This window comes from Microvirga sp. KLBC 81, assembly GCF_003075415.1.
GTDB lineage: Bacteria > Pseudomonadota > Alphaproteobacteria > Rhizobiales > Beijerinckiaceae > Microvirga.
On record NZ_QDAH01000024.1, the window covers coordinates 22,746 to 38,347 of the forward strand.

Here is a 15,602-nt window from a genome sequence, read left to right on the forward strand (position 1 = left end):
CCGCCCGCTTCTAGCGTGCGATCTTCTCGACGGAGACCTCATGCATAGCGCTTCCGGTCTTTTCGAAGGAGGTGACATTGGCGATTGTCGTTTCCGCGATATTGGTCAGTGCCTCCTTTGTGAAGAAAGCTTGGTGACCCGTGATGAGCACGTTAGGAAAAGTCAGCAGGCGCGCGAAGACATCGTCATCGATGAAGCGGCCCGACAGATCTTCGAAGAAGAGGTCAGCCTCTTCCTCGTAGACGTCGAGGCCGAGATTGCCGATCACGCCCTCCTTCAGGCCTTTCAGCACAGCGTGGGTGTCGACAACGGCTCCGCGGCTCGTGTTGATCAGCATCACGGCCCGCTTCATGCGCGTCAGAGCCGCCTCGTTGATGAGATGGTGCGTCACGGGTGTCAGTGGGCAGTGCAGGGTGATGATGTCGGAGGAGGAGAACAGTTCATCAATCGCCACATAGGTGACGCCGATATCGAGGCAGGCGGGATTGGGCTGCAGATCGTAGGCGATCACCTTGCAGCCAAATCCCACAAGGATCTTGCACACGACCCCCCCGATCTTGCCGGTTCCCACCACACCGACTGTCTTACCGGCAAGATCGAAGCCGAGAAGGCCTTCTAAAGCAAAATTGCCTTCCCGTACGCGATTATAGGCACGATGTGTCTTGCGATTGAGCGCAAGGATGAGGGCTAGTGTGTGCTCCGCAACCGCATGGGGCGAATAGGCCGGAACACGGGCAACGGTGATGTCCAAGACTTTGGCGGCCGCGAGATCGACATTGTTGAAGCCGGCCGAGCGTAGGACGATCAGCTTGATGCCCTTTGCGGAGAGGCTGGCGAGAACACCCCCGCTCACGTCGTCATTAACGAAAGTGCAGACAGCATCGGCGCCCGCGGCAAGGTCGCAGGTCTCAACGGACAGCTTAGCCTCGAAATAGACCAGCCGGTGTCCCGATCCGGCGCTGGCCGCTTCCAGGAAACGCCGGTCGTACGGCTTGGTGCTAAAGACCGCGATCTGCACGGCAACCCTCCCTCCTTAGGATCGACAGATATCTCGCTTCTTGGATGTAGCGCTCTGCCCTCCTCAGGCTTGGCATTATTCCTAATGCCCGGGCTCCCGCCGTGAAAGCGCGCTTGGGAACGAGCCACATCGAATCTTGATCGGCATCAATTTCATCGATCGCGGCTGAGCTTATTGTCTGCCGGCATCTTGGCTGGGGGCCCACTCGCCCAAGAATCAAGTGTGGGACTTCTGCTGACTTCGAATATTCGGCTGGAGAACATCATGATCAAAGACGTCCTCGTTCACCTCGACGGCACCTCTCGCGATGAGGAGCGTCTGCAGCATGCAGAGGCCATTGCTTCGGTCTCTCAAGCGCATGTGACTGGCCTGTTCACCAATCTCCTTCCTGACGTCCCCCTGATCGCGCCCATGGATGCAGGAGCAGCAGCTGCCGAAATCCTCGTCTCCCTGACTGAAGAGGCCAAGGGCACGGGGGACGTGCTTCAGAGGAAATTGGCTGATCGCATGGCCCGCTTCAGCGTCCCGAATGAAATCCGGCGGATCGACGGTACTTCCGGGGAAATCTCGAATGAGGCTGCCACGGAGGCCCGTTGGGCGGATCTCTTCATCATGAGCCGTCCCTACGATGCAAACGGATCCGAGCAGTGGAATTCTCTCTTTGAGGCCGTGCTGTTCGAGGGCGGCCGAAGCGTTTTGGTCGTCCCGCCCAATCACCGACCGGCGGACGCCCTTCGCCGCGTGCTCGTGTGCTGGCACAACTCCAGGGAGGCCGCTCGCGCCGCTGCCGAGGCAGTTCCCTTCCTGGAGAAGGCTACGAAGATCACGATTCTGGTGGTCGATCCGGAACATAAGGCAGACGGCAACAGTCAGCCAGCCGCCGATATCGCCAAGCATATCAGCCGCTACGGAGCACCTGTGGAGGTGACTACCGCTGAGAGCCAAGGCCGAGATGTCAGCGATGTCATTCTCGAGCAGGCCCGCAGAACCTCCGCCGACCTGATCGTCATGGGCGGCTATGGCCACTCCCGGGCACGGGAATGGATCATCGGCGGCGCGACGCGAAATACCCTGATCACATCGGAATTTCCCATCCTCATGGCTCACTAAGGCGGCTCAACAACCTAAGCCGTTCAAAGACTTAATCGTGCCGTACGTCCGGGTTGCCTTGGCCGCCCGGTGTTGTCAATGCGGGCGCTCTGTTGTAAGGCATTCCGGCGCTTCAGTCGCGCGCTCCTCCATCCGGGGCGCCTGCGCGAGGCGTGACATCGACTTGATGAGGCAGTCCCGCAGGGCTGCGAAGTCACCGGGCGCGAAGCGCGCCCGATCCAGGCTCCCTTGCCATGATTTCGCACCGAAGCCGCATTACGCGGGCGCCTTCCCGATGTCCGTATAGCCTCTAGAGTGGAATTTCGCGGATGAATGCTCCCGCACCCAAAGTCTCGTTCGTGTCCCTGGGCTGCCCGAAGGCCCTGGTCGACTCTGAGCGCATCATCACGCAGCTTCGCGCTCAAGGTTACCATCTGACCAAGGAGCATGACGGGGCCGACGTGGTCATCGTCAACACCTGCGGCTTCCTGGACAGTGCCAAGGCCGAGTCTCTGGAAGCCATCGGCGAGGCCATGGCCGAGAACGGCAAAGTCATCGTGACCGGCTGCATGGGCGCCGAGCCCGAGCAGATCCGCGAGCAGTTCCCGAACGTCCTCGCGATCACCGGCCCGCAGGCCTATGAATCCGTGGTCTCCGCCGTTCACCGGGCCGTTCCGCCCGCGCACGATCCCTTCATCGATCTCGTGCCGCCCCAGGGCGTGAAGCTGACGCCGCGCCACTACGCCTATTTGAAGATCTCGGAAGGCTGCAACAACCGCTGCACCTTCTGCATCATCCCGAAGCTGCGCGGCGACCTCGTCAGCCGCCCTATTGGTGATGTGCTGCGCGAGGCCGAGAGGCTCGCCAAGGCCGGCGTGAAGGAGCTGCTGGTGATCTCGCAGGACACCAGCGCCTACGGCCTCGACATCAAGTACCAACCCAGCATGTGGAAGGACCGCGAGGTCCGCACCCGTTTCTACGAACTCGCCAAGGAACTCGGCGATCTCGGCATGTGGGTGCGCATGCACTACGTCTATCCCTACCCGCACGTGGACGAGGTCATCCCGCTCATGGCGGAGGGCAAGATCCTTCCCTATCTCGACATCCCCTTCCAGCATGCCTCACCGAGCGTGCTCAAGGCCATGCGCCGCCCCGGCAATCAGGAGAAGACCCTGGAGCGCATCAAGAAGTGGCGCGAGATTTGCCCGGATCTGGCCATCCGCTCCACCTTCATCGTGGGCTTCCCCGGCGAGACGGAAGAGGATGTGGACTTCCTGATGCAGTGGCTGAAGGAAGCGAAGATCGACCGCGCCGGCTGCTTCCAGTATGAGCCCGTGCAGGGCGCACCCGCCAACGAACTCGCCGGCGCGATTCCGCCGGAGGTCAAGGAAGAGCGCTGGCACCGCTTCATGCAGACCCAGCAGAAAGTCAGCGCCAAGCTGCTCAAAGGTCGCGTCGGCAAAACGCTCCCCGTCATCATCGACGAGGTCGGCGCAACCGTCGCCACGGGCCGCACCAAGTATGACGCGCCGGAGATCGACGGCGTGGTCTACGTGGCCTCGAAGAAGCCACTGAAGCCGGGCGAGATCGTTGATGTGAAGATAGAGAGCTCGGACGAGTACGACCTGCACGGAACGGCTGTTTAATTTTTACTCTGGCTGGTTTTGAGTTCACGCGGTCATCCCGGGCTTGTTCCGGGGATCCATGTTTTTTAAACAGCACATGTCTCAAGACGAATGGCCGGGACAAGCTCGGCCCTGACGCAGGTTTTAAGCCCCAAGAACCTGAGCGCTGCTGATCGTGTGAACGCCGGCAGCGCTCAAATCGTTTTTGGCTCTCGCCAACGAGCCATTGGTGTCGATCGCGCGCGAGGCATCCTCGATCAGATAAGTCTCGAACCCGACCGCAACCGCATCGAGAGCGGTCCACGCCACACAGAAATCCGTCGCCAGACCGGCGCAGAAGACACGCTTGAAACCGCGCTCCTTGAGGTAGCCTTCAAGGCCCGTCGAAGTCTTCCGGTCGGCTTCCTTGAACCCCGAATAGCTGTCGATGCCTGCGTTATAGCCTTTGCGGATGACGAGCTGCGCGTGCGGGATCAGGAGATCGCGGGAAATCTCGGCACCTGGCGTACCCTGGATACAGTGGTCCGGCCAGAGCACCTGCTGGCCGTAGTGCAGTTCGGTCAACTCGAAGGGCTGCTTGGCGGGATGGCTGGACGCGAAAGAAGCATGCCCGCTTGGATGCCAATCCTGCGTTAGAACGACATGTTGAAGGGCTCGGGCCAGCCGGTTGATGGGCTCGATGACGGCGTCTCCATCCGGCACGGCAAGGGCGCCGCCTGGGAGGAAGTCGTACTGGACATCCACGACGATAAGGACGTCGGTATCACCCGGTTTAATCGCGCCTTGCTCAGCCACTTGCAGCCTCCTCGTGTTGCTCATGAATTATAGCGGCGCAACTGAAAAAGGCAGCCGATCGCTCGGCTGCCTTTCAGGATCGAATGTAGACCGCCGCCTATTGCGGGATCTTGTCCTCAATGCCTTTCACGTAGAAGTTCATGCCGAGGACCTGCTCGTCCGAGAGTGCGCCGTTGCCCTTGCACTCTATTTCCTTGCCGTCCTGGCCGACGACCGGGCACTTGAAGGGGTTGAGCTTGCCGGACCTGATCGCAGCCTCTGTCTCCTCGGCCAGCTTCTTCACGTCGTCGGGCATGTTCTTGTAGGGCGACATGACCACCATATTGGCGGCGAGACCGCCCCAGGTGTCTTCCGACTTCCAGGTGCCGTCAAGGACGGCCTTGGTGCGGGCGACGTAATAGTCGGACCAGTTGTCGACGATGGCCGTGAGCTGCGCCTTCGGAGCGAAGCGCTCCATATCGGAAGCCTGCCCGAAGCCGAACTTGCCGCGAGCCTCGGCTGCTTGAATCGGAGCCGGGCTGTCCGTGTGCTGCGCGAGCATGTCGACGCCTTGGTCGAGCAGAGCCTTGGCGGCATCGCCTTCCTTCGCGGGGTCATACCAAGTATTGGCCCACACGACCTTGATCTTCACATTCGGGTTCACCGACTGTGCGCCGAGGAAGTAGGAGTTGATGCCGGCGATTACTTCCGGAATTGGGAAGGCGCCCACATAGCCGATGGTGTTCGTCTTCGTCATCTTGCCGGCGATCTGGCCGATGATGTAGCGGCCCTCGTGGAACTTCGCGGCGTAAGTCGAGAGGTTCGGGGCACGCTTGAAGCCGGTGGCGTGCTCGAACTTGATGTTCGGGTACTTCTTGGCGACCTTCAGGGTCGGCTCCATGAAGCCGAACGAGGTCGTGAAGATCAGTCCGTGGCCCGTGCGGGCGAGTTGCTCGATGGCGCGCTCGGAATCGGCTTCCGGAACGCTTTCCACATAGGTAGTCTCGACCTTGTCGCCGAAGGCCTTCTCGATAGCCTTGCGGCCCTGATCATGCTGATAGCTCCAGCCGTGGTCGCCCACCGGGCCCACATAGATGAAGCCGACCTTCAGCTTCTGCTGGGCCGAGGCGGCACCTGCGGACAGGGCCAGGGCTGCCGCCCCTGCCAAAGCACCCATAATCGTCTTCGAAAACATGCTCGCTCCCTCGAGTTGGATTTCAGACATTCCGTCGCAGGTCTGAGGCACTCTGGCAAGAATTCCCGTGCCTAGAATAAGTGCATGTTAACACCGGTTTGCTCATCGGTCAGGCACGAAGGGCATCCCGAGCGATCCGGGAGCTCCAATGGCTCGCCCATACCGCAATGAAAGCAGCAGCAGGGCGATGATCGTGGCAAGGTACGGGACGGCCGAAAGAAGCTGAGCCGGGATGCCCCATTGAGCAGCCTGCGCGTGAAGCTGCAGCACCGTGGCTGCGCCGAAGATATAGGCCCCGACCAGAACCCACGCCGGCCGCCAGGCTGCGAAAACCACAAGCGCCAGAGCGATCCAGCCCCTGCCTGCCGTCATGCCGGGTGACCAGAAGCGGGTATAGACGAGGGCCAGGTAAGCGCCCGCCAAACCTGCACAGGCACCGCCGAACAGGATCGCAAGAAACCGCACACGCAGGACCGGAAGGCCGAGGCCATGGGCGGATGCATGGTTCTCGCCGATGGATCGCAAGGTCAGGCCGGAGCGCGTGCGCTTGAGATAGATGGCGACCAGGATCGTCAGGGCGATGGACGCGTAGACGAAGAGATCCTGCTCGAAGAACAGGCGGCCAACCACGGGGATGTCGCTCAGGCCCGGGATATCGATCGGAGCGATGGGATCACGCCGCGAGCCGACGAAGGGCGCACCGATGAGCCCCGACAGGCCCAGACCAAAGATGGTGAGGGCAAGCCCCGAGCCGACCTGGTTTGCGGCAAACCCAAGCACCACAAGGGCAAACAAGGCCGCCATAAAAGCGCCCGCCACAATGCCAGCAGCGACGCCGATCAGCGTGGAGTTGAAGGTTACGGCGGCCGCGAAGGAGCAAGCGGCTCCCATTGCCATCATTCCCTCGACGCCAAGATTCAAGACACCGGAACGCTCCGTCGCCAATTCGCCCAGCGCTGCGATGAGCAGCGGCGTGGAGGCGGTGACGATGGTCAGAAGGATGGCCTCGAACGTGGTCATTTCCCCCCTCCCCGGGTCACGAAACGGATGCGGTAGCTCACGAGCGCATCGGCCGCGAGAACGCAGAGCAGAAGAATGCCCTGAAAAGCCTGCGTGAGATCGAGCGGCAGTTTCAGCAGGATCTGAGCGCTCTCGCCGCCGATGAAAGTCAGCGCGACGACAAGAGCCGCAATGAGAATGCCGATCGGGTTGAGACGCCCGAGATAGGCAACGGTAATTGCCGTAAAACCATATCCGGGCGAAATCGAAGGCTGGAGTTGTCCGATCTGTCCCGAGACTTCAACGATGCCCGCAAGCCCCGCCAGGCCGCCGGAAATGGCGAACACCGCCATCGTTGTCGCCTTCGCGTTGAAACCCGCGAAGCGAGCGGCGCGGGGCGCATCGCCTGTCAGCTTGAGGCGATAGCCAAAGAGAGTGCGACCCAGAATAACCGCAGTGACCACAATGGCGATGAGGGCAAAAATCGCCCCCCAATGGACGCGGCTGCCCTCCATGATGGGTGGCAAGGTCGCAGCCGGATCGAAGGTCACCGATTGCGGAAAGTTGAAGCCCTTCGGATCGCGCCAGGGGCCACGCGCCAGATAATCCAGGAAGAGCTGCGCTACATAGACCAGCATGAGGCTGGTAAGGATCTCGTTGACGCCGAAGCGGGTCTTCAGGAACGCAGGGATCAGGCCGTAAAGCGCGCCGCCGATGATGCCGAGCAGAAGCATGGCAGGCAGAACCCAGGCCCCAGCATCGGTCCCGTGGGTCTTGAGCGCGAGCCAGCCGCCGAAGACGGCGCCGATCACATACTGGCCTTCCGCCCCGATATTCCAGAGATTGGCGCGAAAGCAATAGGACAGGCCGATTGCGATCAGCATCAAGGGTGTCGCCTTGACCAGCAGTTCCTGGAGCGACCACAGATCGCTCAAGGGCTGAAGCACATAAACATCAAAGGCCGCAATGGGAGAACGGCCCATCAGCCAGATCACGATTCCTGCAATGAGGAAGGCCGTGATGAAGGCAGCGACCGGCGCGAGCGCCCGCGCGACGGTAGACACGGTGGTGCGGGGCGTGAGCTCAAAGCGCATGAGCGCCCCCCTGAGCTTGAGCCACGCCTAGCATTTCAAGGCCGACCGCCTCCTTGGTCCATGCACCGATGGGTTTCAGCGGGCTCAAGTATCCCTGATGGATCACCGCCATCTGGTCCGCGACTTCGAACAACTCGTCGAGATCCTGGCTGACCACCACGATGGCGCTGCCCTCGCGGGCCAGATCGACAAGCGCCTGGCGGATGAGGCGAGCGGCGCCCGCATCGACGCCCCAGGTCGGCTGATCGACGATCAACAACTTCGGCTTGCGGATGATCTCGCGTCCGATCACGAATTTCTGCAGGTTGCCACCGGAGAGCTTGCGCGCCTGCGGATCGCCTTCCGGCGTGCGGACATCGAAACTCTTGATGATCGAGCGAGCGAGCCGCTTGGCGGCATTGAGGAGGATGAACCCTGAGCGGCTCACTTCCGTCGCCGCGTGGGAGATCAGCGTGTTTTCGCTCAGACGATGGGTTGGAGCCGCCGCATGGCCCAGGCGCTCTTCGGGAACGAAAGCGGCCGAGAGCCGGCGGCGGGCATCGATTCCCATCGTGCCGCACGCCCGGCCCGCAATGGTGATGGCATCAGCCCGGTCGACCAATCTCTCGCCGGACAAGGCCGCGAACAATTCGCTCTGTCCGTTTCCGGCAACGCCCGCGATGCCAACGATCTCTCCGGCGCGCGCCACGAGGTTGATGTCTTTGAGCGCAACGCCATGAAGGCCTGCGGGCGGCATGTTGAGATGGTTGACCCGCAGAACCTCTCCCTGGGGGGCGTGAGGAGCATCGGAACGGATCTCGCCGACCTCGTTACCGACCATCAGCGCCGCAATCTCCCGCGCAGAAATCGCGCGCGGATCGATGGTCGCCACCACACGCCCTGCCCTCAAGATCGTGGCGCGGCGGCAAAGGCGGCGGACTTCTTCAAGCTTATGGGAGATGTAAAGGATCGAGCAGCCTTCAGCCGAGAGCTTGTCCAGCGTCTTGAACAGATGCTCGGCCTCTTGCGGCGTGAGAACCGAAGTCGGCTCGTCGAGGATCAGGAGTCGCGGATTCTGCAGCAGGCAACGGACGATCTCGATGCGCTGACGCTCGCCAGCCGACAGCGTCCAGACCGCCCGGTCCGCATCGAGAGCCAAGCCATAGGTCCGGCTGATCTCGCTTAAGCGACCGCGAACCATGGCGAGGTCCCACTCGTCCGAGAGCGCCACCGCGATGTTCTCGGCAACCGTCATCTCGTCAAAGAGGGAGAAGTGCTGGAACACCATCCCGAGGCCGAGGGCCCGCGCTTCGACTGGGGAGCCGATGGTGACCGGCCTCCCTTCCCATCGGATTTCACCAGCGCTGGGCTCGATCACACCGTAAAGGATCTTCACCAGGGTGGACTTGCCCGCTCCGTTTTCGCCAAGCAGGGCGTGGATTTCTCCCGGTTCGATCGTCAAGTCGATGCCGTCATTGGCGAGGAGATCGCCATAGCGCTTGCTGATCCCTTTAAGCTCGACGAGGGGTGGCCCAGATGATGATACGTCTGCCTTCACGCAAGCGACTCTGACTTAAAAAGGAAGAGGGTCCGACAAGAACCATGGATAACGATCATAGGGATGCGCCGCACAGGTCGGCAATGGCGAATCCATGGTTTATTGTGAGTCGGCAAGCCGTCCACAACCAGATGACGGGGAAATTCATTGACCCAGAAAAGCTATAGCATTGCCATCGTCGGTGCGGGAGCTGCCGGCCTGAGCGCCGCCATTGCCTTCGCTCGCGATGGCTTCGAAACGGTTCTGATCGGTGGTCTGGACCTGCGACGCGATGGGCGCACCGTTGCACTCCTCAATGGCTCCGTCCGGTTCCTGGAAGCCCTGGGTGTCTGGACTGCCCTGGTTCCGGAGGCGGCTCCGCTCGAGACCATGCGGATCATCGACGACACAGGCAGTCTTTTCCGGCCGCCCCCGGTCTCCTTTTCCTCACGAGAGATCGACCTCGATGCCTTCGGCTGGAACATCGAGAATGCGACACTGGTGGAAAAGCTCGCCGAAGCTGCCCAAGATTATGAATATCTGACGATCATAAACGAGCAGGCCAAGGATTTCCGCGCCGAAGCCGACCGGGCAATCATCACGCTGACAGATGGCTCGGAAGTAGAGGCCAATCTTGTCGTGGCTGCCGATGGGCGCAATTCCAAACTTCGCCAGATTGCAGGGATCGAGGCCCATACCTGGTGCTACCCACAGACAGCTCTCACGGCGATCCTGGCCCATGACCGGGAGCATCGGGAGATGTCGACCGAGTTTCACACCCGCAACGGGCCCTTCACCCTCGTCCCCCTTCCGGGCAAGCGCTCCAGCCTTGTCTGGGTGACAAGCCCTAAACAGGCTGAGCGCCTCGCCAAGCTAGACGATCAAGCCTTGGCCTTGGAGATCGAGCGCCAAGCTCACTCTTCTCTCGGTGCCATGCGCATTGACGGCCCCCGGGGGCTGGTGCCCATGAGCGGCCTTTCGGTCAATCGCTTCGGAGCGCCCCGCCTCGCACTGGTGGGCGAGGCTGCGCACGTCTTCCCACCCATCGGCGCTCAGGGACTCAATCTCGGGTTCCGCGACGTGGCATCCTTGAGGGATGCGGTGGTGGATGCCTTCGACGATGGGCGCGAGCCAGGCTCACCCGAAACGCTGCGGCAGTATCAGCGCAGCCGCGATCTCGATGTCCGCCTGCGCACGGCTGCGGTGGATGGGCTCAATCGGACCCTTCTCACCGGCCTCCTGCCTGCCGATCTTCTGAGAGGCGCGGGACTTCTAGCTCTCAGCAAGGTCGGCTTCCTCCGCCGCGCTGTCATGCGCGAAGGCGTACTGCCTCATATGGGCGCGCCCCGCCTCATGCAGGATGCCTCAGCCGCTTAAGGAATGAGATCGTAGGGCAAGGTGCCGGTCTTGGTGGTGAGGTAGAGCACCGCCGTCAACGTCAGCATCGACACCAGCGTCCCGATGAGAACGCAGGCGGAAGCCCGTTCTACGCCCACATTGTACTGGGTCGAGATCACGAAGATGTTCAGAGCGGGCGGCAGCGCCGCCATGACCATGGCCGCATAGGTCCAGGTCTGTCCGAAATCGCCGACGGCCGACAGCACCACCCAGACCAGCAGCGGATGGAGGATCAGCTTGACGAACACAAGGGCCGGCACCTCCCCCGGAATACGAGCCAGGGGACGTAGCGCAACCGTCACGCCCAATAGGAACAAGGCACAGGGGGCGGCAGAGCCCGAGAGCCATGTGATCATCTGATCGATTGGGCCCGGCACCTTGAGATGCAGATAGCTCGCGGCAATGCCGATGGCCGTCGCCACGTTGAAGGGATGGGTCGCGACACGCCAGATGATCCGGCGGATCGTGGCCGACAGGCGTAGCTTCTCCACGCCCGCAACCGACATGAGCAGCGGCACCACCGAAAACAGGAACAGGTTGTCGAACACAAAGATGAGGACGACCGGCGCGCTGGCGGCGGGCCCGATGGCGGCCAGGATCAAGGGTGGCCCCATATAGCCGATATTGGAATAGGAACCCGCAACTCCCTGCATGACCGATTGCGGAAAGTCGTTCGTGTGGCGCCAGCCGGCCGCAAAGGACAGAAGGAAGGCGCAAGCCGTCGAAAAAGTGGTCGCTGCAATGAAAGCCCAATTCGCCAGCTGGTCCAGAGGCTTATCGGCAATCAGGCGGAAGAAGAGGCAAGGCAGCGCCACATAGATCAGGAAGAACTGCATCCAGGCCAGCCCACTCTCCGGCTGCTTAACCATCTTGCCGCAGAAGAAGCCGAGACCGATGAGGCCGAAGAACGGGGCAAGCAGGTTGAAAAGCCCGATCAGGTCGGACATCGCGGGCTCCTGAAGCGTGGGGTAAGGCAGCGAGGACTTGGGGTAACTCTTCTGGCAAGGTTCTAACCGTGCAGCAATCCCACCTTTGGAAGACCTGCAGACCAAGATTGCAGACCTCGCTGAAGTTTTCTCTCCATCATCGTCGCCAACGTTTGCCGGCTGCCGCAATAAGGTCTTGGCAATACTCTCTGAATTGTGACGGTTGTGGATTTGGAGATTCCGGCTTGTGCGCCTATATGCGAGTCCAAGGAGTTAGGACCATGCCTATGAAAGCGAGTTCAGCGAAATTCGCGATCGGCCAGGTGGTCAGGCATCGCCTGTTCGACTTCAGAGGCCTCATTTTCGATGTGGACCCTGAATTCGACAACACGGAAGAATGGTGGCTGTCGATCCCTGAGGACGTGCGCCCCCGCAAGGACCAGCCGTTCTACCATCTCTTCGCCGAGAACGCGGAAACCGAATACATTGCCTATGTGTCCGAGCAAAACCTGCTGCCGGACCATTCGGACGAGCCCCTGCGCAATCCCATGATTGAGGAAATGTTCGTGCGCGAGCCGAATGGCGCCTATCGTGCCAAACCGACCTTCGCCAACTAAATCAGTCACATAAACGAAAACGCCGGGCTTTTTGCCCGGCGTTTCTTTTTGTCTGGAGACCCAGATTAGGGCTTGGGAGCGGCCTGAGCGCTCGGAGCCGCGGCGCCACCACCCTGGCTCTGAAGCATCTTCTGGCGCATCTCTTCGCTCTTCTTCTGCAGTTCTTCCTGCAGCTTCTTCTGCTGCTCCTCGAGCACCTTCGGGTCGATCGGAGGACCGTCGAAGGCCTTGCCGAAGCCGGCAGCCGGAACGGCGAAGGTGATTTCGCGGCCCATCTGGTTCTGAACGCTGACGTTCAGGTTGGCGCCCTTCTTGAAGGAGGCGATGAAGTCGTCCTTCACCTGGGCCTCGGCAAAGCAGCCGTTGGGCAGGCACATCACGTAGCGGCCGGGGGTCGCCTGGCCCTGGTCGACGGCGAAGCGCAGGCCGGGCTGCAGGAGCAGGCCGAGCGGCATCACGAAGCGGACGACCTTCTGCGGCTGCTGGCCCTTCACGTCATAGACGGCAAGAGCGAGAACCGGCTGGCCCTGATCCGACACGAAGTCGCGGGTGGTGTAGCAGATCTCGGTGTTGGTGTTCTGGTCCTTACCGCAGACCTTGGTCCATTCAGGCTGGGAAGGCTCGGCCTTAACCTGGACGACCGTGGGACCGGACTGCTGCTGAGCAGGCTGGCCCTGCGCAGGAGCAGGAGTTGCGGGCTTGGCCGGCTGAGCGGCAGGAGCCGCGGGCTTCGGCTGGGCCTGAGCGAAAGCGGGTGCGCTGGCGAGAAGGGCGAGGGCGGTAGCCAGGCCGCAGGTGCCCCCCAAGCTCGCGATGCGTGTCGCGAATGACATGTCGTTAGATCCTCTTCAGTCGAAAGGTCGGCTCTTGAATGGGCCGTTGGTATCCGGCTTTCTTAAACCTGCAATGGGACGGTGAATCTTTGCCGAATGCGGCGAAGACATGACCTGTGGCGCTCCTTTAACCTTTCGCGTGCTAGGTTTCCAGTCACTTCGGGCAGATTCCTGTACAATATTGCCCGCCGAATTGCCACCAAGCGCCATTACGCAGCAGGAGCGCCATGAGCTGCAATCTTATAAGGATTTTTCGCCTGCTTGCCACCTTTGCCCTGGCGAGTTTTGGGCCGATGGTCGCAGCAAAGGCGGAGACCCTGCGGCATGGCATCGCCATGCATGGCGAGCCCGCGCTTCCGGCGGGTTTCCCTCACCTGCCCTATGCCAACCCTGATGCGCCCAAAGGCGGGCGAATCACGCTGGCCATCCAGGGCACCTTCGACAGTCTCAATCCCTTTATCGTTCTTGGCGTTGCCCCGCCCGCCGTTCCGACTTACGTGGTCCAGAGTCTGATGATGCGCTCCCAGGACGAGCCGTTCACGATCTATGGCCTGGTTGCCCGGTCGGCCGAGATGCCCGAGGACCGCAGCTCCGTGACCTTCAATCTCGATTCGCGGGCACGGTTCTCGGATGGTCATCCGCTGACCGCAGAAGATGTCCGCTTCACCTTCGAGCTTCTGAAAAAGCACGGCAAACCCTTTTACCGCTCAAGCTTCGGGCAGGCGAAGGCCGTCGTTATCGAGAATCCCCACCGGATCAAGTTCGACCTCTCAGGCTCCAACGACCGGGAGTTGCCGCTGCTGATCGCGATGATGCCGATCTTTCCGGCCCATGCGACCAACCCGGATACCTTCGCCAACACCACCCTCACCCCTCCGATTGGCTCCGGCCCCTATGTCATCACCGAGGTGCGGCCCGGTGAGCGCGTGGTCCTGAAGCGCCGCAAGGACTTTTGGGCCGAGGACCTGCCGATTCTGCGCGGGCTCTATAACTTCAACGAGATCCGCTACGATCTCTACCGCGATGCCAACACCATGTTCGAGGCGTTCAAGGCCGGGCTTTACGACTACAGGCTCGAAGGCGACCCGACCCGATGGGCCTCGGGGTATGAGTTCCCCGGCACCCGGAGCGGACGGATCGTCCGCGAAACGATCCCTATCCAGCTCCCCAAGGGCATGAACGGCTTTGTGTTCAACACTCGCCGCGCCATCTTTGGCGATGTCAGGGTGCGGGAAGCCTTAGGATTCATGTTCGATTTCGATTGGCTGAACCGCAATCTGTTTTATGGCCTGCTTAAAAGATCTGACAGCTATTTTGCGGGTTCCGAGCTCTCCTCGACCGGCCGACCGGCCACGACGCGCGAACGTGAGCTCCTCGCCTCGTTCCCAGGTGCTGTCCGCGAGGACATTCTCGAAGGGCGCTGGGCCCCGCCCGTCGCTGACGGATCCGGACGGGACCGGGAGATGGCTCGCCAAGCCCTGGCCCTGCTCGCCGGAGCAGGCTGGGTTCTCGATAACGATATTCTGCGCCACAAAGATACCGGAGAGCCCTTTGCGTTCGAGATGCTGGTGAATTCGCGCCAACAGGAGCGCTTGGCCCTGAATTATGCGCAGACACTTGAGCGGATCGGAATGAGCGTGAAGGTGCGCCTGGTGGACGATGTTCAGTATTGGCGCCGCATTTCCCGGTTCGAGTACGACATGATCCAATGGGTCTGGCCGGCATCCGCTTCTCCGGGGAACGAGCAGCGCAATCGCTGGGGCTCTGCAGCGGCTAAGAGGGATGGCTCCTTCAACTACTCAGGAGCTATCTCTCCGGCCATCGACCGCATGATCGATGCTCTTTTAGAAGCGAAAAGCCGGGAGGAGTTCGTCTCGGCGGTCCGTGCCCTCGATCGCGTTCTGCTCTCGGGCTTTTATGTCGTTCCACTCTTTTACGTGGGCGATCAATGGCTTGCCTATGACAGCAGCCTGAAGAAGCCGGATCGGACACCCCTCTTCGGACCCTATATCGACGTCTGGTGGCGCAACTGAACTAACTCTTTAGCGGCCATGGCTACGCCGACTGTTACTCTTCCGTTCAGCTAGGCGATGCAACTTATCCCGTGCTTTGTTCGTTGAGCGAGGTGTCTCCTGTCTCAATGAACGCGTTTTCACGCAAGGGTGTTGCAATGCACGGAATGCAGAAGGTACTCGTCGTCGACAACGGCGAGCGCGCTCCTGACAGCGCTCTTTCGGCAGAACTCGCAGGCATGGGATACGCAAGCGTCACGACTCCTTTTGAGGCCGCGGACGAGGTTCTGGCACTCATCCCGAGCCCTGCCGCCGTCGTGCTGCAGATGCCTCTGCATGCCAATTGGGCCGAACGACGCCGGTTCCTGGAACTTGCCACGCGCCTGCGCAAGACTTTGGCGGCGAGCCATACGCCTGTCATCGTCACGGGTGGTATAAGCGGTGCCGCTACGATGCTTCAACACGAACTGAACACCCGCGCCGTGGCGGCTGCCGACTTTTAATCC

Annotated in this window: 14 protein-coding genes; 6 read left to right on the plus strand and 8 right to left on the minus strand. The window is 61.2% G+C overall.

Translation table 11 applies throughout. The features are described 5' to 3' along the window. Positions 1–10: 10 nt before the first annotated feature. Positions 11–1,018: a 2-hydroxyacid dehydrogenase gene (locus DC522_RS16060; RefSeq protein ID WP_116529681.1), complete on the minus strand. Its 1,008-nt coding sequence runs from the start codon at positions 1,016–1,018 to the stop codon at positions 11–13. Between the two features lie 264 nt (positions 1,019–1,282). Between DC522_RS16060 and DC522_RS16065 the strand changes: the two genes are divergently transcribed. Next, the gene (locus DC522_RS16065) at positions 1,283–2,128 is read left to right on the plus strand and encodes a universal stress protein (protein ID WP_116529682.1); all 846 of its coding nucleotides are present in this window, start codon (positions 1,283–1,285) and stop codon (positions 2,126–2,128) included. A gap of 308 nt (positions 2,129–2,436) precedes the next feature. Beyond that, on the plus strand, positions 2,437–3,753 hold the full coding sequence (rimO, locus tag DC522_RS16070) for a 30S ribosomal protein S12 methylthiotransferase RimO (RefSeq protein WP_116529683.1): 1,317 nt from the start codon (positions 2,437–2,439) through the stop codon (positions 3,751–3,753). 123 nt (positions 3,754–3,876) lie between these two features. On the opposite strand, the gene pncA is transcribed toward rimO, so the two are convergent. The 5 genes from pncA to DC522_RS16095 form a co-directional block, all read right to left on the minus strand. Beyond that, positions 3,877–4,527, minus strand: coding sequence for a bifunctional nicotinamidase/pyrazinamidase (gene pncA, locus DC522_RS16075; protein ID WP_245444223.1), 651 nt, complete (start codon positions 4,525–4,527; stop codon positions 3,877–3,879). A 97-nt stretch (positions 4,528–4,624) separates the two neighbouring features. Then, positions 4,625–5,701 carry a BMP family ABC transporter substrate-binding protein gene (locus tag DC522_RS16080; protein WP_116529684.1) on the minus strand — a complete coding sequence of 359 codons (1,077 nt, stop codon included), beginning with the start codon at positions 5,699–5,701 and terminating at the stop codon, positions 4,625–4,627. 102 nt (positions 5,702–5,803) lie between these two features. Beyond that, positions 5,804–6,721 carry an ABC transporter permease gene (locus DC522_RS16085; RefSeq protein WP_116529685.1) on the minus strand — a complete coding sequence of 306 codons (918 nt, stop codon included), beginning with the start codon at positions 6,719–6,721 and terminating at the stop codon, positions 5,804–5,806. Next, complete coding sequence (locus DC522_RS16090; protein ID WP_116529686.1) at positions 6,718–7,794, minus strand: ABC transporter permease; 1,077 nt, start codon at positions 7,792–7,794, stop codon at positions 6,718–6,720. The genes DC522_RS16085 and DC522_RS16090 overlap by 4 nt, the downstream gene beginning before the upstream one ends. Further along, a complete protein-coding gene (locus DC522_RS16095; protein WP_116529687.1) occupies positions 7,784–9,331 on the minus strand; it encodes an ABC transporter ATP-binding protein in 1,548 nt (515 codons plus the stop codon). The genes DC522_RS16090 and DC522_RS16095 overlap by 11 nt, the downstream gene beginning before the upstream one ends. Before the next feature lie 147 nt (positions 9,332–9,478). Here DC522_RS16095 and DC522_RS16100 point away from each other — a divergent pair, with 147 nt between their 5' ends. Continuing rightward, positions 9,479–10,687 (plus strand): UbiH/UbiF family hydroxylase, encoded by a 1,209-nt coding sequence (locus DC522_RS16100; RefSeq protein WP_116529688.1) that lies wholly within the window; start codon positions 9,479–9,481, stop codon positions 10,685–10,687. On the opposite strand, the gene DC522_RS16105 is transcribed toward DC522_RS16100, so the two are convergent. Further along, a complete protein-coding gene (locus tag DC522_RS16105; RefSeq protein ID WP_116529689.1) occupies positions 10,684–11,655 on the minus strand; it encodes an AEC family transporter in 972 nt (323 codons plus the stop codon). The two genes, DC522_RS16100 and DC522_RS16105, sit on opposite strands and share 4 nt — an antisense overlap. A gap of 266 nt (positions 11,656–11,921) precedes the next feature. Between DC522_RS16105 and hspQ the strand changes: the two genes are divergently transcribed. Then, positions 11,922–12,251: a heat shock protein HspQ gene (gene hspQ / locus DC522_RS16110; RefSeq protein WP_116529690.1), complete on the plus strand. Its 330-nt coding sequence runs from the start codon at positions 11,922–11,924 to the stop codon at positions 12,249–12,251. Between the two features lie 65 nt (positions 12,252–12,316). On the opposite strand, the gene DC522_RS16115 is transcribed toward hspQ, so the two are convergent. Next, a complete protein-coding gene (locus DC522_RS16115; RefSeq protein WP_116529691.1) occupies positions 12,317–13,084 on the minus strand; it encodes an invasion associated locus B family protein in 768 nt (255 codons plus the stop codon). A 227-nt stretch (positions 13,085–13,311) separates the two neighbouring features. Between DC522_RS16115 and DC522_RS16120 the strand changes: the two genes are divergently transcribed. Next, a complete protein-coding gene (locus DC522_RS16120) occupies positions 13,312–15,117 on the plus strand; it encodes an extracellular solute-binding protein (protein ID WP_116529692.1) in 1,806 nt (601 codons plus the stop codon). Positions 15,118–15,263: 146 nt separating this feature from the next. Continuing rightward, entirely contained in the window at positions 15,264–15,599 is a 336-nt protein-coding gene (locus tag DC522_RS16125; protein WP_116529693.1) for a hypothetical protein, read from the plus strand. The last annotated feature ends 3 nt before the right edge of the window (positions 15,600–15,602 follow it).

Bases quoted from the DNA above. Each gene is read 5' to 3' on its own strand.
- DC522_RS16125 (WP_116529693.1), top strand. From the start codon at position 15,264: ATGCAGAAGGTACTCGTCGTCGACAACGGCGAGCGCGCTCCTGACAGC.
- DC522_RS16080 (WP_116529684.1), bottom strand. From the start codon at position 5,701: ATGTTTTCGAAGACGATTATGGGTGCTTTGGCAGGGGCGGCAGCCCTG.
- DC522_RS16085 (WP_116529685.1), bottom strand. From the start codon at position 6,721: ATGACCACGTTCGAGGCCATCCTTCTGACCATCGTCACCGCCTCCACG.
- DC522_RS16115 (WP_116529691.1), bottom strand. From the start codon at position 13,084: ATGTCATTCGCGACACGCATCGCGAGCTTGGGGGGCACCTGCGGCCTG.
- DC522_RS16090 (WP_116529686.1), bottom strand. From the start codon at position 7,794: ATGCGCTTTGAGCTCACGCCCCGCACCACCGTGTCTACCGTCGCGCGG.
- DC522_RS16120 (WP_116529692.1), top strand. From the start codon at position 13,312: ATGAGCTGCAATCTTATAAGGATTTTTCGCCTGCTTGCCACCTTTGCC.
- DC522_RS16105 (WP_116529689.1), bottom strand. From the start codon at position 11,655: ATGTCCGACCTGATCGGGCTTTTCAACCTGCTTGCCCCGTTCTTCGGC.
- rimO (WP_116529683.1), top strand. From the start codon at position 2,437: ATGAATGCTCCCGCACCCAAAGTCTCGTTCGTGTCCCTGGGCTGCCCG.
- hspQ (WP_116529690.1), top strand. From the start codon at position 11,922: ATGAAAGCGAGTTCAGCGAAATTCGCGATCGGCCAGGTGGTCAGGCAT.
- DC522_RS16065 (WP_116529682.1), top strand. From the start codon at position 1,283: ATGATCAAAGACGTCCTCGTTCACCTCGACGGCACCTCTCGCGATGAG.